The organism is Sphaerisporangium corydalis, from assembly GCF_025506355.1.
Lineage (GTDB): Bacteria > Actinomycetota > Actinomycetes > Streptosporangiales > Streptosporangiaceae > Sphaerisporangium > Sphaerisporangium corydalis.
In genome coordinates, this window is the sequence record NZ_JANZYP010000016.1 from 47,331 (window position 1) to 69,474 (window position 22,144).

At 73.2% G+C, this 22,144-nt stretch carries 25 protein-coding genes; 13 read left to right on the forward strand and 12 right to left on the reverse strand.

The features are described from left to right. Positions 1 to 51 precede the first annotated feature (51 nt). Positions 52 to 375 carry an ArsR/SmtB family transcription factor gene (locus NYZ98_RS13920; protein ID WP_262843163.1) on the reverse strand — a complete coding sequence of 108 codons (324 nt, stop codon included), beginning with the start codon at positions 373 to 375 and terminating at the stop codon, positions 52 to 54. A gap of 300 nt (positions 376 to 675) precedes the next feature. On the opposite strand from NYZ98_RS13920, the gene NYZ98_RS13925 reads away from it, so the two are divergent. Then, a complete protein-coding gene (locus NYZ98_RS13925) occupies positions 676 to 1,641 on the forward strand; it encodes a cation diffusion facilitator family transporter (protein ID WP_262843164.1) in 966 nt (321 codons plus the stop codon). Positions 1,642 to 1,748: 107 nt separating this feature from the next. Beyond that, positions 1,749 to 2,738: a sulfotransferase family protein gene (locus NYZ98_RS13930; RefSeq protein WP_262843165.1), complete on the forward strand. Its 990-nt coding sequence runs from the start codon at positions 1,749 to 1,751 to the stop codon at positions 2,736 to 2,738. An 18-nt stretch (positions 2,739 to 2,756) separates the two neighbouring features. Here NYZ98_RS13930 and NYZ98_RS13935 read toward each other — a convergent pair whose 3' ends face one another. Continuing rightward, positions 2,757 to 3,533 carry an SDR family NAD(P)-dependent oxidoreductase gene (locus tag NYZ98_RS13935; protein ID WP_262843166.1) on the reverse strand — a complete coding sequence of 259 codons (777 nt, stop codon included), beginning with the start codon at positions 3,531 to 3,533 and terminating at the stop codon, positions 2,757 to 2,759. Positions 3,534 to 3,731: 198 nt separating this feature from the next. Here NYZ98_RS13935 and NYZ98_RS13940 point away from each other — a divergent pair, with 198 nt between their 5' ends. Beyond that, positions 3,732 to 4,730 (forward strand): LacI family DNA-binding transcriptional regulator, encoded by a 999-nt coding sequence (locus NYZ98_RS13940; protein ID WP_262843167.1) that lies wholly within the window; start codon positions 3,732 to 3,734, stop codon positions 4,728 to 4,730. 49 nt (positions 4,731 to 4,779) lie between these two features. Here the strand turns inward: NYZ98_RS13940 and NYZ98_RS13945 are convergent, their stop codons facing one another. Together NYZ98_RS13945 and NYZ98_RS13950 are read right to left on the reverse strand one after the other, a co-directional pair. Further along, on the reverse strand, positions 4,780 to 5,685 hold the full coding sequence (locus NYZ98_RS13945; RefSeq protein ID WP_262843266.1) for a glycoside hydrolase family protein: 906 nt from the start codon (positions 5,683 to 5,685) through the stop codon (positions 4,780 to 4,782). Between the two features lie 112 nt (positions 5,686 to 5,797). After that, the gene (locus tag NYZ98_RS13950; protein ID WP_262843168.1) at positions 5,798 to 7,138 is read right to left on the reverse strand and encodes an aminotransferase-like domain-containing protein; all 1,341 of its coding nucleotides are present in this window, start codon (positions 7,136 to 7,138) and stop codon (positions 5,798 to 5,800) included. Between the two features lie 150 nt (positions 7,139 to 7,288). Between NYZ98_RS13950 and NYZ98_RS13955 the strand changes: the two genes are divergently transcribed. After that, on the forward strand, positions 7,289 to 8,095 hold the full coding sequence (locus tag NYZ98_RS13955) for an alpha/beta fold hydrolase (protein WP_262843169.1): 807 nt from the start codon (positions 7,289 to 7,291) through the stop codon (positions 8,093 to 8,095). 60 nt (positions 8,096 to 8,155) lie between these two features. Here the strand turns inward: NYZ98_RS13955 and NYZ98_RS13960 are convergent, their stop codons facing one another. Both NYZ98_RS13960 and NYZ98_RS13965 read right to left on the reverse strand, forming a co-directional pair. Then, positions 8,156 to 8,647, reverse strand: a complete 492-nt coding sequence (locus NYZ98_RS13960) for a MarR family winged helix-turn-helix transcriptional regulator (protein ID WP_262843170.1) — start codon at positions 8,645 to 8,647, stop codon at positions 8,156 to 8,158. A gap of 101 nt (positions 8,648 to 8,748) precedes the next feature. Then, complete coding sequence (locus tag NYZ98_RS13965; RefSeq protein WP_262843171.1) at positions 8,749 to 9,513, reverse strand: SDR family oxidoreductase; 765 nt, start codon at positions 9,511 to 9,513, stop codon at positions 8,749 to 8,751. Between the two features lie 140 nt (positions 9,514 to 9,653). Between NYZ98_RS13965 and NYZ98_RS13970 the strand changes: the two genes are divergently transcribed. After that, positions 9,654 to 9,992, forward strand: coding sequence for a winged helix-turn-helix transcriptional regulator (locus NYZ98_RS13970; RefSeq protein ID WP_262843172.1), 339 nt, complete (start codon positions 9,654 to 9,656; stop codon positions 9,990 to 9,992). 8 nt (positions 9,993 to 10,000) lie between these two features. Here NYZ98_RS13970 and NYZ98_RS13975 read toward each other — a convergent pair whose 3' ends face one another. After that, the gene (locus tag NYZ98_RS13975) at positions 10,001 to 11,176 is read right to left on the reverse strand and encodes an MFS transporter (RefSeq protein WP_262843173.1); all 1,176 of its coding nucleotides are present in this window, start codon (positions 11,174 to 11,176) and stop codon (positions 10,001 to 10,003) included. A 120-nt stretch (positions 11,177 to 11,296) separates the two neighbouring features. Between NYZ98_RS13975 and NYZ98_RS41365 the strand changes: the two genes are divergently transcribed. The 4 genes from NYZ98_RS41365 to NYZ98_RS13995 all read left to right on the forward strand — a co-directional run bounded on the left by NYZ98_RS41365 (position 11,297) and on the right by NYZ98_RS13995 (position 13,541). Further along, positions 11,297 to 11,629 carry a MerR family transcriptional regulator gene (locus NYZ98_RS41365; RefSeq protein WP_316249565.1) on the forward strand — a complete coding sequence of 111 codons (333 nt, stop codon included), beginning with the start codon at positions 11,297 to 11,299 and terminating at the stop codon, positions 11,627 to 11,629. Between the two features lie 12 nt (positions 11,630 to 11,641). Then, positions 11,642 to 12,268 (forward strand): ArsR/SmtB family transcription factor, encoded by a 627-nt coding sequence (locus NYZ98_RS13985; RefSeq protein ID WP_262843174.1) that lies wholly within the window; start codon positions 11,642 to 11,644, stop codon positions 12,266 to 12,268. Position 12,269: 1 nt separating this feature from the next. After that, entirely contained in the window at positions 12,270 to 13,019 is a 750-nt protein-coding gene (locus tag NYZ98_RS13990; protein ID WP_262843175.1) for an SRPBCC family protein, read from the forward strand. 168 nt (positions 13,020 to 13,187) lie between these two features. Then, the gene (locus tag NYZ98_RS13995) at positions 13,188 to 13,541 is read left to right on the forward strand and encodes a YciI family protein (protein WP_262843267.1); all 354 of its coding nucleotides are present in this window, start codon (positions 13,188 to 13,190) and stop codon (positions 13,539 to 13,541) included. Positions 13,542 to 13,614: 73 nt separating this feature from the next. Here NYZ98_RS13995 and NYZ98_RS14000 read toward each other — a convergent pair whose 3' ends face one another. Together NYZ98_RS14000 and NYZ98_RS14005 are read right to left on the reverse strand one after the other, a co-directional pair. Beyond that, positions 13,615 to 14,355 (reverse strand): SRPBCC family protein, encoded by a 741-nt coding sequence (locus NYZ98_RS14000; RefSeq protein WP_262843176.1) that lies wholly within the window; start codon positions 14,353 to 14,355, stop codon positions 13,615 to 13,617. Between the two features lie 98 nt (positions 14,356 to 14,453). Next, on the reverse strand, positions 14,454 to 15,650 hold the full coding sequence (locus tag NYZ98_RS14005) for a carotenoid oxygenase family protein (RefSeq protein ID WP_262843177.1): 1,197 nt from the start codon (positions 15,648 to 15,650) through the stop codon (positions 14,454 to 14,456). A gap of 84 nt (positions 15,651 to 15,734) precedes the next feature. Between NYZ98_RS14005 and NYZ98_RS14010 the strand changes: the two genes are divergently transcribed. Continuing rightward, positions 15,735 to 16,433 carry a TetR/AcrR family transcriptional regulator gene (locus NYZ98_RS14010; RefSeq protein WP_262843178.1) on the forward strand — a complete coding sequence of 233 codons (699 nt, stop codon included), beginning with the start codon at positions 15,735 to 15,737 and terminating at the stop codon, positions 16,431 to 16,433. A 201-nt stretch (positions 16,434 to 16,634) separates the two neighbouring features. Here the strand turns inward: NYZ98_RS14010 and NYZ98_RS14015 are convergent, their stop codons facing one another. After that, complete coding sequence (locus NYZ98_RS14015; protein WP_262843179.1) at positions 16,635 to 18,005, reverse strand: sensor histidine kinase; 1,371 nt, start codon at positions 18,003 to 18,005, stop codon at positions 16,635 to 16,637. 62 nt (positions 18,006 to 18,067) lie between these two features. Further along, positions 18,068 to 18,928, reverse strand: a complete 861-nt coding sequence (locus tag NYZ98_RS14020; protein ID WP_262843180.1) for a sugar phosphate isomerase/epimerase family protein — start codon at positions 18,926 to 18,928, stop codon at positions 18,068 to 18,070. A gap of 204 nt (positions 18,929 to 19,132) precedes the next feature. Between NYZ98_RS14020 and NYZ98_RS14025 the strand changes: the two genes are divergently transcribed. The 3 genes from NYZ98_RS14025 (at position 19,133) to NYZ98_RS14035 (ending at position 21,302) form a co-directional block, all read left to right on the forward strand. Then, a complete protein-coding gene (locus NYZ98_RS14025; RefSeq protein WP_262843181.1) occupies positions 19,133 to 19,672 on the forward strand; it encodes an NAD(P)H-dependent oxidoreductase in 540 nt (179 codons plus the stop codon). A 182-nt stretch (positions 19,673 to 19,854) separates the two neighbouring features. Beyond that, positions 19,855 to 20,604 (forward strand): haloacid dehalogenase type II, encoded by a 750-nt coding sequence (locus tag NYZ98_RS14030; protein ID WP_262843182.1) that lies wholly within the window; start codon positions 19,855 to 19,857, stop codon positions 20,602 to 20,604. Continuing rightward, a complete protein-coding gene (locus NYZ98_RS14035) occupies positions 20,592 to 21,302 on the forward strand; it encodes a DNA-3-methyladenine glycosylase family protein (RefSeq protein WP_262843183.1) in 711 nt (236 codons plus the stop codon). The genes NYZ98_RS14030 and NYZ98_RS14035 overlap by 13 nt, the downstream gene beginning before the upstream one ends. Here the strand turns inward: NYZ98_RS14035 and NYZ98_RS14040 are convergent. After that, a complete protein-coding gene (locus tag NYZ98_RS14040; RefSeq protein ID WP_262843184.1) occupies positions 21,280 to 21,963 on the reverse strand; it encodes a sulfotransferase family protein in 684 nt (227 codons plus the stop codon). The genes NYZ98_RS14035 and NYZ98_RS14040 overlap by 23 nt on opposite strands. Positions 21,964 to 22,144: the final 181 nt, after the last annotated feature.

Sequence of the window (22,144 nt, forward strand, 5' to 3'; positions counted from 1 at the left end):
CGGAGGAAGGATCCAGGGCGGCGGGGGAGCAGATCCAGGGCGGCGGGGGAGTCAGGTGTCGTGGCGGGGGATGCCGGAGACCTCGTGGTCGGCGTGGAACAGGGCCTCGGCGATGAGCCGGCGGACGTGGGCGTCACGGGCCCGGTACAGGACGCGGCGGCCGTGCCTGCGGGTCTCGACCAGGCCGGCCAGGCGCAGCTTCGCCAGGTGCTGCGACACCGAGGGCCGGGCCACCTCGATCGCCCCGGCCAGCGACGACACGTCGTACTCGCCTGAGGCGAGCAGCCACATCAGGCGCAGCCGCGTCCCGTCGCTGAGCATGCGGAAGGACTCGACGGCCGTCTCCACCTGGGCGGCGGTGGGTCGCTCCTGCAACGGATGCGCACCTGATTCGTTGTCGCGTGCGTACATGACTACATATACTGCCCGCAACGGTCGTCGTCCGCAAGCGAGGAAACCATGTCCGACCAGCAACGGCCCGGTTCTCCACCCCCCAACGAGCCCCACGCCCACGACAACGACACCCCCGACGGCCCGGCCGAGGCCCGCACCCATGGCCGCACCCATGGCCACGGACATGGCCACGGACATGGCCACGGACATGGCCACGGTGGTGGGCAGGGCGCGACGGGGTGGGGGCGGTGGGTCAGGGGGGTGGTCGCGTGGGGGGCGCATGTGCTGACCCCGCACAGTCATGACAGTGCCGCCAGGACCGACACCGCACTGGAGTCCAGCGCCCGGGGGATCCGCGTCCTCGGCCTGTCGTTCGCGGTCCTGGTCGTCACCGCCGCCGCGCAGGCCGTGGTCGTGGCGATGTCCGGGTCGGTGGCGCTGCTGGGCGACACGCTGCACAACTTCGCCGACGCCCTGACCGCCGTCCCGCTCGCGGTCGCGTTCTGGCTCGGCCGGCGCGCGGCGACCCGCAGGTTCACCTACGGCTACGGCAAGGCCGAGGACCTGGCGGGCCTGGTCATCGTGATCGTCGTCGCCGCCTCGGCCGTGCTCGCCGGGTACCAGGCCGTCGAACGGCTGATCGCCCCGCAAGAGGTCCACGCGGTGGGGTGGGTCGCCGCGGCGGGCCTGATCGGCTTCGCCGGCAACGAGTGGGTGGCCCGCTACCGCCTCAGGGTGGGCCGCGAGATCGGCTCGGCGGCCCTGGTGGCCGACGGCCTGCACGCCCGCACCGACGGGTTCACCTCGTTGGCCGTGCTGGCGGGCGCCGGCGGGTCCGCGCTCGGGTTCCCGATCGCCGACCCCATCGTGGGCCTGCTGATCACCTTCGCGATCTGCCTGGTGCTGCGCGACGCGGCCAGGGAGGTGTACCACCGCCTGATGGACGCGGTCGACCCCGCCCTGCTGGACCACGCGGAGCGGGTCCTCGCGGCGACGCCCGGGGTGCTGCGGGCCGGAACGGTCCGGATACGCTGGGTCGGTCACGTGGTGCGGGCCGAGGTCGACATCGTGGTCGACCACCACCTGACGCTCATCCAGGCGCACGCGGTCGCCGTGGAGGCCGAGCACCGCCTGATCCACGAGGTGCCCCGCCTGCGCGCCGCCACCGTGCACGCCGACCCCGACGGGCCCAGCGACGCCGACCACCACGCGCCCCTGAGCGACCACCGCGAACCGAGCACGACCTGACGAGGACCGAGCACGGCCTGACGCGGACCTGGGGTCAAAGCCCGCTATTTCCTACGTAATCAGTAGGTATAATGCTCGCTGATGTCGCCTGTGCCGAGGAGATCAGGATGGCTCTACCGGATTTCCTGGTGATCGGGGCGCCCAAGACGGGGACGACCGCGCTGCACATGGCGCTCGCCCGGCACCCCTCCCTGTTCATGTCCGCGGTCAAGGAACCCAAGTTCTTCCTCACCGACGGCCCGCCGCCCACCCGGGGCGGCCCTGGGGACGCGCAGACCTTCAGGGAGCACGTGTGGAGCCGCCCGGACTACGAGGCGCTGTTCGAAGCGGCCCCTCCCGGGACGCTCACGGGGGAGTCCACCCCCTTCTACCTGTACGACCGTGGGGCTCAGCGCCGCATCCACGCGCTGATCCCGGCGGCCAAACTGATCGTCATCCTGCGTGACCCGGTCGAGCGGGCCCATTCCAACTGGACGCACCTGTGGTCGGCCGGCCTGGAGCCCATCGGCGACGTGGTCCGCGCCTGCGCCGAGGAGGAGCGCCGCGCCGCCGCCGGCTGGTCGGCGTTCTGGCACTACGTCGGCCTTGGCCGGTACGGCGAGCAGCTCCAGCACCTGTTCGGCCTGTTCCCCCGGGAGAATGTCCTGCTGTTCCGCTACCGCGACCTGGTGGACGAGCCCGTGGCGACGCTGGATCGCATCTGCGGGTTCCTCGGCGTGGCCCAGGGCGTGATCACCGAGGTGCCGCGCGAGAACGTCACCGCCCACCCCGATCCGACGCTGCGCCACCAGGCGCTGTCGCGCGTGCTCCGTACGGGCGCGACGGTGGGGCGCCACCTCCCGGGGTCGCTGGCCGCCCGCATCACCGAGCCGCTCGAACGTGCCCTGCAGGACCGGGGCCGCCCGCGCCGCCCGCTGGGCTGGGACGAGCGGCAGGCCCTGATCCCGAGGTTCGAGGACGACGTGGCCCTGCTGGAACGCGTCACCGGTGAGGTGTTCGGCGACTGGCTGGGCCCCCGCGACCGGTCGGGCGGCCTGATGGGCGACCGCCCCCCCGGCCAGCGCCAGGCCCGCAACGGCCGCCCCCGCCTCCCCTGACCCCCCGCGCGGGCCCGGTCAGCTTCTCGCCTCGGGGTCGTGGGCGAGGATCGTGCGGCCGCCGTCGACCGGTACGGTCGCGCCGGTGATGAAGCCCGCGTCCGGTGACAGCAGGTACGCGATGGCGGCGGCGATCTCGCGCGCGTCGGCGACCCGGCCCAGCGGATGCAGGCCGGCCATCCGTTGCTCCACGCGGGCGGCCTCCGCCGGTCCTCGCGACGCCAGGAGGCCGTCGTAGCGCTCGGTGCGCACCGAGCCGGGCGCCACCGCGTTGACCCGGATGTCACGCGGGCCGTACTCGACCGCCAGCGCCCGGGTCATCCCCTCGATGGCCGCCTTGGCGGTCGCGTACGGCAGCGAACCCGGGACCGCTTGGCGCGCCTGGTGGGAGGAGACGTTGACGATCGCCCCGGGGGTACCGGCGGCGAGGAACCGGCGGACCGCGGTCGCGCATCCGGCCACGGCCGCGTCCAGGTTCAGCGCGATCAGCTCCAGGATCTGCCGGGCGGTGGCCGAGTGCACCGAGGCGTCCCGGAACACGGCGGCGTTGTTGACCCATCCGGCCAGCGGAGCCGCGGCCTCGGCCGCGTCGGCTGCCCGTTCGGTGACGCGCTCGTCGGCGGCGTCGCCGGTCACGACGATCAGGCGCCCTCCAGCGGGGTGGTCGTCCGCCCAGGTCAGGGCCGCCGGATCCCGCTCGACCGCGACGACCGTGTCGCCCGCGGCGGCCAGCCGTTCGACCAGCGCCCGGCCGATCCCCCGGCCACCCCCCGTCACCACATGCGAACGGCTCATCGCTCCTCCTCGATCTCAGGCCGCATCCCCACGGCACGCCAGGGCCACCGTTCCAGGACAGCGCCAGGCCGCCGTCCAAGGACGGCGCCAGGCCGCCGTTCCAGGACAAGGGATCGGCCGTCCCACTGTCAAGTGCTTCCATGAAAGCACTTTCATCATAGGATCGACGCAGCGACCGCACCGAAGGAGAGCACACCCGTGAGCAGCCCGCCGACCATCTACGACGTGGCCACCGAAGCGGGCGTCAGCATCGCCACGGTGTCCAGGGCCCTCAACTCACCCGGCAAGGTGGGCGAGCGGACCCGCCGCAGGGTCCTGGCCGCCGTGGACGCGCTCGGCTTCACCCCCCGGCCGGACGCCGTGGCCAAGGCGCGCCGTGGCGCCGGGCGCATCGGCGTGATCGCGCCCCACACCTCCTACCCGTCGGTGGCCCGCCGCCTCAACGGCATCCTCCAGGCCGTCGGCTCGCGATCGCTGGAAGTCGTCCTGTACGACCAGGAATCGGCCGCCGAGAGCCCCGCGCCCCTGCTGGCGAGCCTGCCGATCACCGGCAGGCTCGACGGCCTCATCGTGGTCAGCCTTCCCCTGGACGCGACCGTGGCCGACCGGCTCATCGGCCTGGGACCGCCTGCCGTCCTGCTCGACATGCGCCACCCCGGGTTCGACTCGGTCCACACCGACGACGTCGCGGGCGGCCGTCTGGCCGCCGCGCACCTGATGGAGCGCGGGCACCGCCGGTGCGGGTTCCTCGGCGAGGCCCAGCGATCCGACCGCTACCTGTCGCCATCGCGGCTCAGGCTCGACGGATACCGCGCCGCGCTCGCCGAAGCCGGTCACGACCTCGGCGAGGACGACGTACGGCTGGTCCGCCACCGCGCACGGGACGCCCTGGCCGCCGCCCGGGACCTGCTGTCCCGCGAGGAGCGCCCGTCCGCGGTCTTCGCCGCCGACGACACCCTCGCCGCCGGGGTGCTGCGGGCCGCCCGCGACCTCGGCCTGGCCGTCCCCGGCGACGTCGCCGTGATCGGCTTCGACGACGGCGAGCTGGCCGAGGTCATGGACCTCACCACCGTCCGCCAGCCGCTGGAGGAATCCGGCCACGCCGCCATGGAACGCCTCATCCAGCGGCTCGCCCGGCAGGCCACCCCCCGGGACGTGGCACTGGAACTGCGGCTGACCGTCCGCGCGACGACGTGACGGACGCGACGACCGTGCCCGCCGGGTCCACCACGCCGGGACGCGGGGGTCAGCGCAGCTCGGTGCGCAGCTCGTGGGCGCCGTCGGCGCGGGTGAGCTCGTAGTACAGGCGCAGGCTGCCGTCCGGGAGCTCCAGGACGTCCAGGTAGCGCAGCCCGCCGTGGGGCGACCACGCGATCGGCTCGGTGCCGACCGGGGTCAAGGTGGCGTGGTCGGGGCCGGTGGCCAGGCCCGTGCGCTCCTCGTAGTTCTCCGCGGCGCTGGCCCGCCCGTCGTAGGCGGCGAGGATCGTGTCGCCGGCGCGGACCACCGAGGTGACCCGGGTGCCCCGCGAGTCCCAGGTGCCGGCGCGGCCGCTCAGGGCGGTGCCGTGCCAGGTCCATTCGAGGCCGTCGGCGCTGGTGGCGTAGTCGGTGACCATCTGGTCCTCCTCGCCGGGGTCGGCGAGCGGGTGGACCGAGGCCCACAGGTGCCACAGGCCGTCGTGGTGCACGATCACCGGGTCCTTGACGCCGGTCTTGGGGTCGCCGGGCAGCACGACCGAGCGCCGCGTGGCGTCGAACCGCGAGGGGTCGTCGGCCTCCAGCACCTCCACCCGCCAGTGCTTGGTGTTGTGGGTGGCGCAGCTGATGTACAGGCGCCAGGTGCCCTCGGGGGTACGCACCAGGGCGGGCCGCTCCAGGGACTCGGTGTCGACCTCCTCGCGGCCGAGGGTGTAGATCGTCTCGAACCGCTCACCCCGCTCGCCGTCGAGCGACCGGGCCACGACGACGGCGTACCCGCGCCCCTGGCCGATCGGGCGGCGCAGGCGGTAGGCCAGGTAGATCACTCCGTCGCTGAGCACCGCGCTCGGCGCGCCCGCCCAGTGGCCCGCCGCGTCCTGCGGGGGCGCCACGACGAGCACCGAGCGCTCCGGCCGGAGCGACAGGGCTACGGGGAAGTCGTTCTCTTTCATCGGCACGTCGAAACAATAGACAACATTGGCCGCCGATGCCGAAAGACGGGCCGGTAGGTGGGGCCGGTCCGGCCCCAGTTTTCTCCTGTGTTCCCCCTGGACCACCCCACAATCAGTCGGCGGCGGCGTCTTCGGGGGTGGACCGCGCGAGGGAGGCCAGGACCGTCAGCGCCTCGGAGAGCACCCCGACCGGCGGCGAGGCCAGCCCGACGCGCACCGCCGGGGGCGCGCTCCGCGTCGCGACGGCGAAGGAGGCCGCGGGCGTGACCGCGATGCCGCGCCGCGCGGCCGCCGCCACGAAGGTCTCGGCGCGCCAGGGCTCGGGCAGCTCCAGCCAGCAGTAGTACGAGTGCGGGTCCGCGCGTACGGCGAGCCCGGCGAGGCTCAGGCGGGCCGCCCGCTGGCGCGCGGCGGCGTCCTCGCGCTTGGCCCGCTCCAGGGCGGCCACGGTGCCGCCGGCGATCCACCGGGTCGCGGCCGCCAGGGCGAGGCCCTGCGCCGTCCAGGCCCCCGACCGCAACGCCGCGGCGATCGGGAGGACCTGGTCCGGGGGCGCCACGGCGAAGCCGGCCGTCAGGCCGGGGGCCAGCCGCTTGGACAGGCTGTCCACCAGGATCGTGTGGCCGGGGGCCAGCGCGGCCAGCGGCGGCCCGGCGTCCTCGCGCAGGAAGGCCCAGATGGTGTCCTCGATCGCGTGCAGGCCGAGCGCGCGCAGGGTGGCGGCGATCTCGGCGCGCCGGTCCGGGGGCATGGTGGTCCCGAGCGGGTTGTGCAGGGTCGGCTGCAGGTACACCGCGCGCAGCGGGGTGGCGCGGTGGGCGGCGGCCAGGGCGCCGGGCAGCGGCCCGTGCTCGTCGCCCGGCAGCGGGACCAGGATGACGCCGAGCCGCCCGGCGACGGCCTTGACCACCGGGTAGGTCAGCGCCTCCACGCCGAGCCGCCCGCCCGGCGGCACCAGCGCGGCCAGCACTCCGGCGATGGCCTGGCGGCCGTTCCCGGCGAACAGGACGCGCGCGGGGTCGGGTTCCCAGCCGCCTCGGGCCAGCAGGCGGGCCGTGGCGTCACGGGCCTCGGGGGTGCCGGACGGGCCCGCGGGCCGCAGCGCCGCCTCGAGGACGTCGGGGCGCAGCAGGCGGCCCAGGCCCTCTGCGAGCAGGGCGGCCTGCCCCGGCGCCGACGGGTAGTTCAGCTCCAGGTCGACCCTGGCCCCGCCGGGCTCCACCAGCGCGGGCCCGTACGAGCGCTCCGCCGCGCGCACGAACGTGCCCCGGCCGACCTCGCCGGCCACCAGCCCCCGCCTGGCCAGCTCGCGGTACACCCGGGCGGCGGTGGAGGCGGCGATGCCCCGGCGGCGGGCGAACGCGCGCTGCGGGGGGAGCTGGTCGCCGGGGCGCAGCCGCCCGGCGGCGATGTCGGCGGCCACGGCGTCGGCGACCCGCCGGTAGTCCTCCATCAAGCACCCCCTGGTAGCAAAGCTTGGATTGCACCGAGTGCAATGATGATATTGCACTCGCCGGGGTGCCCGTCCTAGCATCGCCGTCAGCGGCGGGACCGCTGCCGGGGACGCGCACCGCGCGGGCGCCGGCCGGGGGAGGACGTGGTCATGAGCAGGGCAGCGGTCAACGGGATCACCGTCGGGTACGACGACCGGGGCGCCGGGACGCCGCTCGTCCTGGTGCACGGCCACCCGTTCGACCGCACGATGTGGGCCCCGCAGCTCGCCGAGTTCGCCGGCCCCGCGTGGCGGGTGATCGCGCCGGACCTGCGGGGCTACGGCGAGAGCACGGTGGTGCCCGGCACGACGCCGCTCTCGGTGTTCGCGGCCGACATCGCCGCCCTGCTCGACCACCTGCGGCTGGACCAGGTGGTGATCGGCGGGCTGTCGATGGGCGGCCAGATCGTCATGGAGTTCCACCGGCTGTTCCCCGGCCGGGTGCGCGGGCTCCTGCTCGCCGACACCTTCGCCCAGGCCGAGACCGAGGACGGCAGGCGGGCGCGGTACGCCATGGCCGACCGGCTGCTGCGCGAGGGCATGGGCCCCTACGCGCGGGAGGTGCTGGCGACGATGGTGGCCCCGTACAACGTGGCGGCGCTGCCCGAGGTGGCCGGGCACGTGCTGGACATGATGCGCTCGGCGCCTCCCGAGGGGGCCGCGGCGGCGTTGCGCGGCCGGGCCGAGCGCCCCGACTACGCCGATTCACTGGCCGGGGTCGCGGTGCCCGCGCTCGTCGTGGCCGGGCGCGACGACGCGTTCACGCCGGTGGCCGACGCCGAGTTCATGCACCGGCGCATCCCCGGCGCCACGCTGACCGTGGTCGAGGGCGCCGCCCACATGCCGAACCTGGAACGCCCGGCCGACTTCAACCGGGCCCTGCACGACTTCCTCACGCGGGTGGGCGGCCCGCGCTGAGACCGGTTCGGCCCGGAGATGGGCGGGTCGGCCGGCGCGGCCGGGAGAGCGTGAAACCGGTCATCCCCGCCGGGAGGGTGCGGTTCCCGGCAGGTCGCGCACCCGGGTCAGGTGGCGTTCGTAGAGCTCGCGTGAGCGCCGCAGGAAGCCGGTGATCAGCCGGAGCTCCTCGACGGTGTACGCGGACAGGAACCCGGTCCCCTCCTCGGCGATCGGCCCGTAGATCTCGTAGGCCCGCCGCGCCGCCTCCGGCGTGATCCGCACGACCACCTTGCGCCGGTCGCCGGGGTCGGGGGAGCGGGTCAGGTAGCCGAGCCGCTGCAGGCGGTCGAGCATCGCGGTCACACTGCCCGTGGTCAGCCCGAGCGCGATCCCGAGCCCGCTGGGGGTGGTGGCCTCGCACGCCAGCAGGACCTCCAGGCAGCGCAGGTCGGTCCGGTTGACCCCGAGGCTGGTGGCCGCCGCCTCGTCCAGGGCGTCCACGGCGGACTGCTGCGCCTGCGCGGCCGCCCCCAGGCCCTGCTTGAGGCCGTCCGGCATTTCTCTTGGCATTCACGTACCTCGACCATCAAGCCAAATATGTCTCGAATGTCAAGGTATCGGATGTCCGAAGCGGGCGCTCGCTTTGTGGGGCACCCGGCCAGGTGCGGGTGTCAGGCGCCGGCCGGGGTGAGGCGGTGGGCGAGGCCGCCGTCGACGGTCAGTTCAGCGCCGGTGGTGAAGGTGGCGCCGAAGGCGAGGAACAGCACCGCCGCCGTGACCTCGTGCACCGAGCCGTGCCGTCCCATGGGGGTGATCCGGTCGCCCAGCCTCTCGAACGCCGCGCGCTCCTCCGGCGTCGCCTCGGCGGCGCCCATGGTCGGGGTCGATATGAAGCCGGGGCTCACCGCGTTCACCCGGATCCCCCTCGGCAGCAGCTCGGCGGCCAGGACCTTGGTGAACGAGCGCAGCGCGGCCTTGGTCCCGGCGTAGACGCTCATGCCGGGCGTGCCGGACCCGTTGGCGATCGAGGTGGTGAACACCAGCGAGCCCCCCTCACGGACCAGCGGCGCCAGGCGTTGCGCGGTGAAGTAGGCGCCCTTGGCGTTGACGTCGAAGGTCTGGTCGTAGGTCTTCTCTGTCACCTGGCCGAGCGGTTCGAGCAGCGCGATCCCGGCGTTGACGAACACCAGGTCGACCTGGCCGAGCCGGTCCCTGACCAGGGCCGCGAGCGTGTCGATGTCGGCCATGCTGGAGGTGTCCGACCGTACGACGTGCGCCCGGGGCCCGAGCTCCCGCCGCGCGGCCTGGAGGTTCCGCTCGTTGCGGCCGGTGAGCACCACCTCGGCGCCGCCTTCGGTGAGCGCGGCGGCGGTGGCCAGCCCGATGCCGATCGTCCCGCCGGTGATGACGGCCTTCTTGCCCGCGTACTCGCTCATATGTGGTCCTCTTCCGGGTCGGATCGAAGCGCGGCGGCGGATCATCGCCGGCCGCGTTCCTGAGCCTCGTCCCCTCGCAGTACCATCGGCAAGTACGTACAAATAAGTGAGGTACTTACCTTTTTGTAAGGAAGGACGCCATGGCGAGGCTGCCCTACGCGTGCGGACTGGACGCCGCCGTCGACCTCATGGGCGGGAAGTGGAAGGCGCGCATCCTGTGGCAGCTCCACGACGGCCCCCACCGCTTCGGGGAGCTGCGCAGGAGCCTTACGGGCATCAGCGAGAAGATGCTGATCCAGCAGCTACGGGAGCTGGAGGCCGACGAGCTCGTCCACCGCGAGGTCTACCGTGAGGTGCCGCCCAAGGTGGAGTACTCCCTGACCGGCTTCGGCGCCACGCTCAACGAGGCGCTGGTGCCCCTCGGCGACTGGGGGCACGAGCACATGGCCCGCATCGAGGCCCGCCGCGCCGCAGGCTGAGTGGCCGCTCACATGGGGGCGAGGTCGGAGGCCGGGCGGAAGGACGGCCGCCGCGCCAGCGCCCCCGCGCTCAGCAGCACCGCCACCATGAGCACGGTGACCAGCACGAACGAGGCCGAAAGGCTGCTGAAGGACGCGATGCCGCCGATCGCGCTCGGCGCGATGAACCCCGAGGTGTAGCTGATCGTGGCCACCCCGGACACGCCCTCGCCCGGCGTCGGCGCGGCGTTCCCCGCCGCTCCGAACACCAGGGGCACGACCACCGCCACCCCGAGCCCGATCAGCATGAACCCGGCGATGGCCGGCAGCGGTGTGCGGGCGACCACGACGAGGATCCCGCCGGCCGTCGCCACCACCCCGCTGATCCGCACGGTCGGCACCGCGCCCAGCCGGCGCACCACCATGTCGCCGCAGAGCCGCCCGGCGGCCATGGTGAACGCGAACGCCGTGTAGCTGACGGCCGCGACCCCGGCGGAGGTCCCGGTGATCTGCCTCAGGTAGACCGCGCACCAATCCTGGCTGGCCGCCTCACCGAACACCGCGCAGAACCCGATCAGCCCGAGGACGAGCACGTGCCGCGAGGGCAGGACGAACCTCGGGGGGGCGTCGGCTCCCTCCTCGGCCCGGATGTCCAGCAGCCGGGGGCCGATCGCGAGGCCGACCAGGAGCAGCACGGCCGCCATGGCGCCCAGGTGGATCCGGGCGTCCAGCCCGGTCTGCGCCGCCAGCACCCCGATCGCGCCGCCGGCCAGCCCGCCGACGCTCCACATCCCGTGCAGCCCCGACATGATCGAACGGCCCATCCGCTGCTCCACGACCACGCCCTGGGCGTTCATGGCGACGTCGCACATGCCGGCCGCCGCCCCGTACACCAGGAACGTGACCCACAGCACGGCCAGGTTCGGCGCCAGCGCGGGCAGGGCGAGCATCAGGCTCCACAGCGCGATCAGCCACCGCGTGCTCGCCCGGCCGCCGAGCCGGTGGATGAGCCGCCCGGCCGTCGGCATCGCGATCATGGATCCGACCGCGGGCGCGAGCAGGGCCAGGCCCAGCTCGCCCGGCCCGGCGTGCAGGTGTTCCTGGAGCCAGGGGATACGGGTGGCGAAGCTGCCGGTGACCGCCCCATGCACCGCGAACGTCACCGCCACGGCCATGCGGACCCGTCTCACCACGTGCGATTCCACCCGCACAAGTTAACAGAAAGGTTTCTTACCTGATCGGCCCGGGGGCGGCGCCGTCCCGGCCCCGGGCGCCGCCGTGGGTAGGGTTGACCCTCCCAGGATGGGAGACCGGAGGCTGGTCGCGTGCACGACGACACCACGCTGCTGACCATCGGCGAGCCGGCGGAGCGTACCGGCATGACGGTGAAGCTGGTCCGCCACTGGTCCGACATGGGGTGTCCCGCCGACCGGCCGCACCCGGGCCGGCTACCGGCTCTACGACGCCGAGGCCGCCGCACGGCTGCGGCCGGCGCGGACCCTGCGCGATATTGGCAGGTCATGTGCGTCATCAGCCGCCATCCGGTGCGGCCGAGCATCGCGGCGGCGGGCCGGTGGCTGCTGGCCGCACTACGGTCCGATCTGAAACGTGAATATGCCGACGATTTCGGTCACCTTGACGAACAATATTGTCGCTGAGAGTGTTGCGACATGTTGGATGTGGCGGTGATCGAGGATCCGGCCGCGGCCGAGGTCTCGCTGGACCCGGTGCGGGCCCGGCTGCTCGCCGAGTTGTCGGTGCCCGGTTCGGCCACGATGCTGGCCGCCAAGGTGGGCCTGCCTCGGCAGAAGGTGAACTATCACCTGAAGACGCTCGAGCGGTACGGCCTGGTGGAGCTGGTGGAGGAGCGCCGTAAAGGCAACGTCACCGAGCGGGTGATGCGGGCCATCGCGGCGTCGTACGTGATCTCCCCCACGGCGCTGGCGTCGGTCCAGCCCGACCCGTCCCGGTCGCCCGACCAGCTCTCGGCGCGGTGGCTGCTGGCGGTCGCGGCCCGGCTGGTGCGCGACGTGGGCGCCCTGATCACCGGCGCGGGCAAGGCCCGCAAGAAGGTGGCGACGTTCGCGATCGACGGCGAGATCCGTTTCGCCTCGGCCGCCGACCGCGCCGCCTTCGCCGAGGAACTGGCCCGCGCGGTCACCCATCTGGTCGGCAAGTACCACGACGAGTCGGCCGAGGGCGGGCGCGACCACCGCATCGTCGTCGCCGTCCACCCGAGCGTCAGGATCGAACCGGCCGGCACCCAGGCGAGCGAGACCCCTACGAAGGAGCAGTGACATGCGGCACGAGTTCGAGGTGCGCGATGAGATCGCGCTCGACGCGACCCCCGAGCAGGTGTGGGAGGCCATCTCCACCGGCCCGGGGATCGACTCGTGGTTCATGGGCCGCAACGAGGTGGAGCCCCGCGAGGGCGGCACGGCGACCCACACGATGATGGGGTACACCCAGACCTCCACCGTGACCGCGTGGGAACCGTCCAAGCGGTTCGCCTACCAGAGCGCGGAGAACCCCGACGGAACGTTCATGGCCTTCGACTACCTCATCGAGGGGCGGGCGGGCGCGAGCACCGTCCTGCGGCTGGTGCACAGCGGCTTCCTCGGCGACGACTGGGAGGCGCAGTACGACGCGCTGAAGAAGGGCGACCCGCAGTACATGCGCAAGCTGGCCGCCTACCTCAAGTACTTCCCCGGCCGCCATTCGACGTTCAACACGCTGCTCCCCGGCCCGCAGGTGCCCGACCAGGAGCGGGTGTGGGAGGCGTTCAAGGGTGTGCTCGGCCTGACCGGCACCATCGCCGCGGGGGACAGGGTGCGCCTCACGGTGCCGGGTCTCCCCGAGGCCGAGGGCGTCGTCGCCAGCACCGACTACCCGAGCATCCCGAGCGTGTGCACCGACGACGCGCTCTACATGTTCATGCACGGGTACCGCGACACCGTGGTGGTGGAGCAGCACAGCTTCATCCCCGGCGTGGACGCCGAGGCCACCGACAACGCCTGGAAGTCCTGGCTCGCCACGGCCTTCGCCTGACCCGCCCGCTCGTCCTCCCCGGCCCCGTCCCCGGCCGGGGAGGACGTCCTGCGGCCCGGTCACCCGCCTGGCGTCCGGCGGGGGTCGTAGAATCACGCCTGCCCGGAAGCTATCCGCGCGGGTGCCCGCTCCGGGCACCGGGGGACGTGAGGACCGACCGTGAAGTACATGCTGCTGATCTACAACAACCCCGCCGCGCTCGCGGCCATGCCCGATCCGGAGCGTGAGGGGCTGATGGCCGAGGTGGACACGATCGTCGAGGAGCTGACCGCCTCGGGGGAGTGGGTCGGCGGCGCGGCGCTGGCCGATCCGGCCATGTCCCGGACGGTGCGGGTGCGGAACGGGGTCCCGGCGACCACCGACGGGCCGTACGCCGAGGCCAAGGAGCAACTGGCCGGCTATCTGGTGGTCGACGCCGCGGACGTCGACCGCGCCACCGAGATCGCCGCCCGCTGGCCGGACGCCAAGTACTGGGCCATGGAGGTGCGGCCGATCGTCAACGTGGTGGACACCGAGGTGTGAGGGACACGGCGGTTGGAGGGAACCGGGCGACCACGGTCGAGTCGCTGCCGCCCGGCTCCGGTCGGAGGGGCCTTCAGACGTCCAGGGCGTCGAGCCAGTCCTGCCAGTCCTGCTCGGCCCGCTTGGCGTCGATGTCGGCGAAGAGGTGGTGTCCCACCACCAGCGTGTCGTGCGTGCCCCGGATGAAGCGGTACAGGCCGTCGCCGGTGCGCACGCCGAGGAAGTCGGGAAGGACGTAGTCGGCGACCCCCTGGATGGGGCCGAAGCCGTCGGGGGTGAGCCGCACGCGCTCGCCCCGCGCGACCGGGCCGGTGAGCCCGAGCCCGCGCTCGAGCGCCGCCCAGGCCGGCCCGTGCCCGGCCTCGCCGGGCCGAAGGGCGAACACCACGACCGCGTGGCGCCCCTGGAAGTGGGTGAGGTACTGGCCCAGGGTGTGCAGGTACATGTCCCAGCCCCGGCTCAGGCCGTCGTACTCCGCCTCCCAGTCGTCGCCGAGGATGCCGCTCTGCACCATCCGCAGCACCGTGGTGCCCTGCCCGCGCGCCTCGATGAGGTACTCGAACGCCATGAAGGACCCGTCCTGGGCGGGGTCGCTGCGGAACGCGAACCGCCGCGCCGGCTCCCAGGCGGAGACGGTCGCCTCCACGGGCACGTCGCCGAAGTACTGCCGGGTCGCGCCGCCCTGGCGGGGCTCGATCTCGTTGCGGCCCATGAACCACGAGTCGATCCCCGGGCCGGTGGCGATCGCCTCCCAGACCTGTTCAGGCGTCGCCTTCAGGGTCACCTGCTTGCGCAGTTCGAACTCGTGTGGCATCTCGCAACTCCTGTCTCGGCGCCGGCGGGCCGTTGCCAGCGTGTTCCCAACGATCCCACCGAACACTTTAATTGTCAAGACGATGCGAATTGTCGGCACTACCGGTGGTGGGCCGGGACCCAGGTGGTGTGGTGCGCGGCGGGCAGGACGACCGGCAGGCGCACGACCGCCTCGGGCCGCCCGGCCAGGTTGAGCGCGTCCAGCACCAGCAGCTCGCTCCGGTGCCTGGCGGCGTCCTGCGTCATGACCAGGAGCCAGCCGTCGCCCTCGGCGACGCCCCGGGGGACGAACACCGGCCGCCCGGCGCGCCGGCCGGGACCGAGCTCGCGCACCTGGGTGACCTCCGCCGCCAGGTCGTGGCCGACGATCGCCCGCCCGCCGCCGGCGCAGCCGAAGATCAGCTGGTGCTCGCGCCCGGCCAGCCGGGTGTCCACCCCGGCCGACTCGACCGGGCCGGTCAGCGGGCGCTCGCCCGCCGTGCCGGTGGACAGGTCGAGCGTCCAGCGGTGCGCCTGGGAGACGCCGCCGAGGTCCCCCGAGGGGGTGTCGAAAGCGCGGTCGTGCCGGACCGCGTCCACGACGACGCGGTGCCCGGACTCGTAGGCGTTCACCGCCTGGGACACGAAACAGGGGGACACCGGGAACCAGACGGGCTCGGCAGGTCCTGCCGCCCGCCGGGGGAGCAGGCCGATGCGCGCCGGGCGGCCGGATCGCCAGCGGTAGGGGGAGCCGGTGCCGACCAGGGCCGCCGCTCGGCGGTAGGTGACCGGCAGGTCGAAGACCACCACGAACCGCTCGGTCAGCGCTACCGCCCGCATGAGCGGCGCGCCGTCCAGCACGAACGGCCGCGCGGCGCGGACGCCGCCGCCGGGGCCGATGACCAGGTGCTCGGCGACGTCCAGGCCGGGGTAGGTGGCGATGGTGTGCCAGTCGCCCTCGCGGTCGCGCAGCGGCGGCGCGACGCTCGCCCGGCTCGGGCCGTCCAGCGGCGGGTCGGCCGGCCCCTCGGCCCGGTTCCAGATGGCCGGGCCGGGCGGCTGGCCCAGGCGCTCGCCGCCGGACCCCTCGGTCGCCTTGTGCCACCGGGCGGTGCCGCCGCCGAGCCGCACGCCGGAGATCAGGGCCCGGCCCGTCACGAGGTACGGGCGCGCGGAGGCGGCCGGATGCGGGCCGGCCTGGACGAAGGTGCCGTCGAGACCGGCGGGCAGCACGCCGTCGACGTACGGCGACCCGTCGTGCGGCAGGTCGCCGTACGGGAGCGCTCCGAGCGGGTCCTTGTGCTCCGTGACGGTCATTCCGAGCACCTCCTTGTGAGGCATGACGGGTCTGGCATAACAGCGTTATGTAAAAAAATAACGGTGTTATGCCATACTGTCAAGGTGAGTCCACGCCGATCGAACCCGCGGACGCGTTCCACGCTCGTCGACATCGCCGCCGGGCTGCTGGCCGACGAGGGTCCCGACGCCCTGTCGGCCCGGCGCATCGCCGCCGAGGCGGGCAGCTCGACCATGGCGGTCTACACCAACTTCGGCGGGATGAGCGGCCTGGTGCGGCAGATGGTGTACGAGGGGTTCGCCCGCATGGAGGCCTACTTCTCCCACGTCCTGCACACCGACGACCCCGTGGCCGACATGACGCTGTTCGGGCGGGCCTACCGGCACAACGCGCTGACCAACCCCCACCTGTACGCCGTCATGTTCGGCGGGGCCTCACTGGCCGGGTTCTCGCTCACCGCCGAGGACCGCCAGTACGGCCGGTTCACCCTCAGCACCATCGTGGAGTGCGCCACCCGCTGCGTCACGGCCGGCCGGTTCCGCGTCGGCGACGCCGAGCTCGTCGCCCACCAGCTGTGGACCGCGATCCACGGCCTGGTCACCCTGGAGCTCGGCGAGTACCTCATCGACCCGTGGAACGCCGACGTGGTGTTCGAGGCCCAGCTCACCGGCCTGATGGTCGGCCTCGGCGACACCGTGGAGTCCGCCACGCGCTCGGTGACCTCCTCGCTCGGGCGGTTCAAGGAGGAGGTCGAGGACGTGCGGCCCCTCATCCCGGCCCAGGACGACCCCGAGGACGGATGACCCCCGGCCGGGCGGACGATCGCCCGGGAGCGGATGCCGATGCCCGGCCCCCGGCGGAGCCCGCCGGAGATCGCGACCATGGGACCCGATCACCGGTCCGGACGTCCCGCCCGCCGGAGACCACGACCTGGACCCGATCGTCCCGCCCGCCGGGATCGCGAACACGCGGCCCGGCGCCCGGACGCCCCCCGGGGCGCGGGTTCAGCCCAGGCGGTCGGGGGGGACCGGGCCGGGGGCGAGCGGCAGGCGCAGGACGAAGCGCGCCCCCCGTGCGCTCTCGCCGATGGTCAGGGTGCCGCCCGACATCTCCGCGATCTGCCGGGCGATCGGCAGGCCGAGCCCCGTGCCGCCCTCGTCCCTGTGCCGGGCCGCCTCCAGCCGGGTGAACCGCTGGAACACCAGCTCGCGCTTGTCGGGGGCGATGCCGCCGCCGTCGTCGAGGACCTCCAGCAGCGCGGTCCGCGCGGAGACGTCGCGGTACACCTTGATCTTGATCGTGTCGTCGGCGTGCCGCTCGGCGTTGTCGACCAGGTTGGTGACCAGCCGGGCCAGCCGCAGCCGGTCACCCTGGACCAGGGTGCCGTGCTCCAGGTCGCATTCGAGCGCCTTGACCGGGCGGCGGATCTGCATCTCCGCGGTGACCAGCTCGCCCAGGTCGACGGTGTCGTACGCGCAGGGCGCCCCGGCGTCCAGCCGGGCGATGGTCAGCAGGTCGGCCACGATCGCCTGCAGCCGGTCCAGGCCCCCGAGCACGGCACGGCCCGTCGCCGGCCAGTCGTGGTCGTAGGGGTCCATCAGCGCGTCCTCGACCTCGGCCCGCATGGCGGTGATCGGGCTGCGCAGGTCGTGCGAGGCGTCGGAGGCGAGGCGGCGCTGCTGCTCCATGGCCCCCTGCAGCCGCCCCAGCGTGTGGTTGACGCTCTCGGCCAGGTCGTGGATCTCGTCCTCGCTGTTGGGGACCGGCACCCGGCGCCCCGGGCAGGTGGCGTTGATCTCGTCCAGCTCCGACCGGATGGCCTCCACCGGGCACAACGAGGCGGTCACGACGCGGTAGGCGCCGTAGGTGAGCACCACCGTGAGCAGGGCCGCGCCGCCGATCACCAGGCTCGCCAGGATCGGGTGGACCAGGATGGGGACGACCGGCGCCGCCGCGTAGACGTTCCAGGGCCGGTCCATGCGGTAGACCAGCCGGCCCGCCACGATGTTGCATCCGTTCCCGGGGAAGGCGGGGCCGCAGACGACCGAGGTCACGTCGTTCTTCCCGCCGGTGAAGGTGAAACGCGCCATGGCGGGGCGGCCGCGCATCTCCGCCGAGGACGCGACGACCGTGCCCGCCGGGTCCACCACCTGGAGGAAACCGATCAGGCCGTGCCGGATGGGGGTGCGTACCACGCCACGGTCGATCTCCCCGGCGATCCGCCCGGCGGTGGCGTTGACCTCCTCGGTGAGATACTCCGTGGCCAGGCGCTGGACGGCGACCATGAGCACCGTGGCGAGCAGGGCGGACAGTACGGCCGCCACCACTCCGGCGTACAACGTGAGCCGGGACCTCACCGGCCACCGAGCAACCATCAAAATCCCCCTATAGCAGTCGACCACATCAGGGCAAGAGGTCGTGTCAGGGGGGTTGCCGTTCACCCAGGATCGGGGTGGCCAAGCCACGCCCGGCCCGCCTGGAGCGCGTGTTCGAGTGATGTCGCCGAGGGATGCCACTTGTGTTCCCATTCCAGGCTGACCCACCCGCCGTACCCGAGCTCGCGCAGGGCGGCGAGCACCTGGCGCAGCGGCAGGACGCCGTCGCCGAGCGGCACCGGGGTCGGGTCGGCCACCGACGCCCGGTCCTTGACCTGGACGTGCGCCAGCCACGGCGCCAGCGCCGCCGCCGTCTCGGCCACGGTCTCCCCGGCCAGCCAGGGGTGGGCGGCGTCCCAGATGGCCCGCACCCGGGGGCTGCCCACCTCGGCCAGGACGCGGGCGACGTCGCGTCCCCTCGGGTGGGAGTCGTGGGTCTCCAGCCATACCTCGACCCCGTCGGGCAGCCTGGGGGCCACCGCGCGGAGCCGCCGGACCGCGCGCCGGTCGTCCTGACCGTCCCCCTGGCCGCCGGGGAAGACCCGGACGGCCGCGGCGCCGAGATCGCGGGCCAGCTCGGCCTCGGCGAGCAGGGCGGACACCACCTCCTCGTCCCCGGCCTCCACCTCCTCGTCCCCGGACCCCGCCCCTCCGTTCCCCAAGCCCGCCCCAAGAACACCGGGCCCGCCGGGAGGGCCGGGCGGCGCCGCCACCTTCACGTAGGAGGCGACGCAGAGCACCGTCACACCGGCCAGCGCCGACCGCGCCGCCCTCCGGCCCGCCGCAGTGAGCCCCCGGTGGACCGGTTCGTCCGGCGCCGAGCGCAGCTCCAGCCCCGGCCAGCCGGTCCTGGCCGCCATCGACGCCACCTGTTCGAGCGGCCACCCCGGGCAGCCCAGGGTGGAGAACGCCAGCTTCGTCATGCCGCAGACGGTACACACGCGGCCCGCCGCCGCGGCGCGGCCGAGATCTTGGCGGGGGATCCATGTTCGGAACCCGTTCTGCTGGGCAGCGGTCGTCGGGTGGGGGCCGGCACCGGAGCCGTCGCGACGGTGACCAGGCCGCACAGGACACCTGGCTTCGGACATCGGGGTGCCGCGCCGCCGCGGCAGGGACGGGGATCGAGCATGAAGGTCGTGGGGATCGCGGGCAGTCTTCTCCCGAAGGCGTACGTGCGGCGGCTTCTCGAGGCCTCGGCACTGGAGCTGCCCGCCCCGGTGGAGTTCGAGATCTGGGACGGCCTGGCGGACGTGCCGCCCTTCGAGGACGGCCTGCCGCTCCCGCGCCCGGTGGCCGATCTCTGCGAGGCGCTGTCGGAGGCCGACGGCATGCTCGTCACGGCCCCGGCGTACAGCGTCCTGCCGCCGCAGCTCGTCCACACGCTGGAGTGGATCTCCTCCCAGTACGGCGGGACGATCCTGCTGGGCGTGCCGGTCGTCGTGGTGACCGCGTGCCTGCGCCCCTACGAGTCGATGTGGACCCAGACCCGTCTCCAGGCCCACCTCGCGGCGGCGGGCGCCTCGGTCTACTGCGCCGACGCGACCCTGTCCCCGGCCCTGGTCCAGTTCGACGTCACCGGCAGGATCACCGACCAGGTGTTCCGCACGCGGCTCCGCCAGGTCCTGCACCACCTGTGGCCGGCGTCCCTCACCGGCTCCCGGGCGTAGGGCCCGGCCTCAGCGCACAGTCGCGGCCGGTGTCTCCGCCCGTGTCCGAGATGTCATTTGTCCGATATGTCAGGGTTAAACCCGGATCAATTCGGCCGCCGTCGAAGCATTCCGCGATTACCGTCGGAAAGGACCCCCCGGCGACATCCCGATGATCGTTCAACGCGAGGGAGGGGAGACCGATGAACCGCAACCTGGCGACGGCCGTGGACCAGCGGAGGTCGAACGGCGCCGGCTGGATCGGCGGAGAGCCTTCGGTGCTGGTGTTCGACGTCAACGAGACGCTGATCGACTTCGAGTCGATGAACCCGCTGTTCGAGAAGATCTTCGGCGACAAGCGCGTCCTGCGCGAGTGGCTGGGCCATCTGATCATGTACTCGATGACGATCACCCTGTCGGGCCTCTACGAGGGGTACTTCACCCTCGGCCAGGGGCTGCTGAAGATGGTCGGCGACATCCACGGGGTGCGGGTCACCGACGACGACGTCGAGCGGATCCGGCAGGCGATGCTGACCATGCCCGCGCACCCCGACGTGGAAGAGGGCCTGGCCGACCTCAAGGACGCCGGGTTCCGCCTGGTCACGCTGACCAACTCGCCGTCCAACCCGCACGGTCAGAGCCCGCTGGAGCACGCCGGTCTGGCTCGCTTCTTCGAGCGGCAGTTCACCATCGAGACGGTCCGCGCCTACAAGCCGGCCCCGCAGGTCTACCACCTGGTGGCCCAGGAGCTGGCCGTGCCGCCGTCCGCCTGCTTCATGGTCGCCTGCCACGTCTGGGACACGGTGGGAGCCCAGAGCGCCGGCTACACCGCCGGCCTGATCACCCGGCCCGGCAACGCGCCGCTGCCCATCGACTCCCTGCCGCGCCCCACCATCGTCGCCCCGGACCTGCCGGGCCTGGCCGCCCAGCTCGTCCGGCGGTGGCGCTCGTAGCGGACGGCGGCGCGGGAGTCACCGTCGGGCGGTTCGAGCACGCTTACCGCCACCTCGCCGGGCGCGAGCCGATCTTCGCGCGCCTGCTGGGGGAGTACGGCCGGCCCGACCCCTTCGAGTGGCACGACGGCGGCCGTACCGGGTCGAGCCTTTTCGCCGCGATGGCGCTGCACATCGTCGGGCAGCAGATCTCCGCCACCGTGGCGTTCACCGTCTTCGACCGCGTCGCCGCGGCCACCGGCGCCGTCCCCGCCCCGGAGGGCGTCATCGCCTTGGGGGCCGGGCGGCTGCGTGAATGCGGCCTGTCGCGGGCCAAGGCGGGCTACCTCCTCGACCTGGCCCAGCGGCAGGTGAGCGGGCTCGTCGACATCGAGAACATGGGCGCGCTCGACGACGCCGAGGTGATCGCCGCGCTCACCGCGGTGCGCGGCATCGGCCCGTGGTCGGCGCAGACCTTCCTCATCCACCAGCTGCACCGGCCCGACGTCCTGCCCGCCGGCGACGGCGGCGTCCGCCGCGCCGTCCAGCAGGCCTGGAACCTCGACCGGCCACCCACCGTGACCCGGGTAGGCGACCTGGGCGCCGGGTGGGCACCGTACCGGTCCTACGCGGCGGCGCTGCTGTGGCGATCCCTGCGGCCCGCCGATGAGCCCTCCGATCCCAAGGCCCGCGCCCTCAGCCGCCGCGGTGCAGCATGAGCGAGCCGAACCGGCTTCTGCTGTGGGTCTGGAAGTTGGCGGTGTCGTTGACCTGGGGGAACGGGTCCGCGGGCACCGGGACCTCCAGGAACGCGCACAGCGGCTCCCAGCCCTGGCCGACCTGGTACACCAGGAGCCGGTCGGCCGGGATGGTCGCCGTGACCTCCTCGATGTGCGCCTGGAAGACCTTCAGCGCGCGCTCGGGGTCCCGCATCCCGCCCCCGAACACCCGCTGGTCGACCGTCAGCTCGGTCATCTCCACGAAAGCGGCCAGATCGGTGCCCAGCAGGGCCGAGATCCGCGTCATCACCCGGCCGGGCAGCGAGCGGCCCCGTGCGCGCTGCTTGAGGATGGTGGCCTCCAGGCTGGCCAGCCAGCTCCTCGCGTCGCGCACACTGAGGAGCACCTTGGCCTCGGGGTAGTACTCCGCGAGCTCCCGCCAGTACGCGGCGGCGGGCCAGTCCACGCAGGACCCGTACCCGCCGAGCAGGTCATCCCAGTCCACCGTCCCGCCCCGCGCCACCGCGAGCCAGGGGCGGATCTGGGCGGGCCGCTCCAGCACCTCCATCATGTGGTGACAGGGCCCGAGGCCGAGCCGCTCCAGGGCGGTCTTGAGGGAGAGCGTTCCAGTGCGGCCGAAGCCGGCGCCGATGACTCGCATGAACCCCACCATTCCGATCGGGAACTGCTTAATCGCTACTGATCAATCGTCCCTTCCACTGCGAGGGCGCGCAAGGAGATCATTCCGGTTTCATGATCTACAATGTAAAGGCGGCGGCTCGCTGATTTTCTGAAGTCCCTCAAAAGCAACCCCAATCCTCACCTACGGGCGAGGCACGCGC

Bases quoted from the DNA above. Each gene is read 5' to 3' on its own strand.
- NYZ98_RS13930 (WP_262843165.1), top strand. From the start codon at position 1,749: ATGGCTCTACCGGATTTCCTGGTGATCGGGGCGCCCAAGACGGGGACG.
- NYZ98_RS13935 (WP_262843166.1), bottom strand. From the start codon at position 3,533: ATGAGCCGTTCGCATGTGGTGACGGGGGGTGGCCGGGGGATCGGCCGG.
- NYZ98_RS13945 (WP_262843266.1), bottom strand. From the start codon at position 5,685: ATGAAAGAGAACGACTTCCCCGTAGCCCTGTCGCTCCGGCCGGAGCGC.
- NYZ98_RS13950 (WP_262843168.1), bottom strand. From the start codon at position 7,138: ATGGAGGACTACCGGCGGGTCGCCGACGCCGTGGCCGCCGACATCGCC.
- NYZ98_RS13955 (WP_262843169.1), top strand. From the start codon at position 7,289: ATGAGCAGGGCAGCGGTCAACGGGATCACCGTCGGGTACGACGACCGG.
- NYZ98_RS13960 (WP_262843170.1), bottom strand. From the start codon at position 8,647: ATGCCAAGAGAAATGCCGGACGGCCTCAAGCAGGGCCTGGGGGCGGCC.
- NYZ98_RS13965 (WP_262843171.1), bottom strand. From the start codon at position 9,513: ATGAGCGAGTACGCGGGCAAGAAGGCCGTCATCACCGGCGGGACGATC.
- NYZ98_RS13970 (WP_262843172.1), top strand. From the start codon at position 9,654: ATGGCGAGGCTGCCCTACGCGTGCGGACTGGACGCCGCCGTCGACCTC.
- NYZ98_RS13985 (WP_262843174.1), top strand. From the start codon at position 11,642: ATGTTGGATGTGGCGGTGATCGAGGATCCGGCCGCGGCCGAGGTCTCG.
- NYZ98_RS13990 (WP_262843175.1), top strand. From the start codon at position 12,270: ATGCGGCACGAGTTCGAGGTGCGCGATGAGATCGCGCTCGACGCGACC.
- NYZ98_RS13995 (WP_262843267.1), top strand. From the start codon at position 13,188: ATGCTGCTGATCTACAACAACCCCGCCGCGCTCGCGGCCATGCCCGAT.
- NYZ98_RS14000 (WP_262843176.1), bottom strand. From the start codon at position 14,355: ATGCCACACGAGTTCGAACTGCGCAAGCAGGTGACCCTGAAGGCGACG.
- NYZ98_RS14005 (WP_262843177.1), bottom strand. From the start codon at position 15,650: ATGACCGTCACGGAGCACAAGGACCCGCTCGGAGCGCTCCCGTACGGC.
- NYZ98_RS14015 (WP_262843179.1), bottom strand. From the start codon at position 18,005: ATGGTTGCTCGGTGGCCGGTGAGGTCCCGGCTCACGTTGTACGCCGGA.
- NYZ98_RS14020 (WP_262843180.1), bottom strand. From the start codon at position 18,928: ATGACGAAGCTGGCGTTCTCCACCCTGGGCTGCCCGGGGTGGCCGCTC.
- NYZ98_RS14025 (WP_262843181.1), top strand. From the start codon at position 19,133: ATGAAGGTCGTGGGGATCGCGGGCAGTCTTCTCCCGAAGGCGTACGTG.
- NYZ98_RS14030 (WP_262843182.1), top strand. From the start codon at position 19,855: ATGAACCGCAACCTGGCGACGGCCGTGGACCAGCGGAGGTCGAACGGC.
- NYZ98_RS14040 (WP_262843184.1), bottom strand. From the start codon at position 21,963: ATGCGAGTCATCGGCGCCGGCTTCGGCCGCACTGGAACGCTCTCCCTC.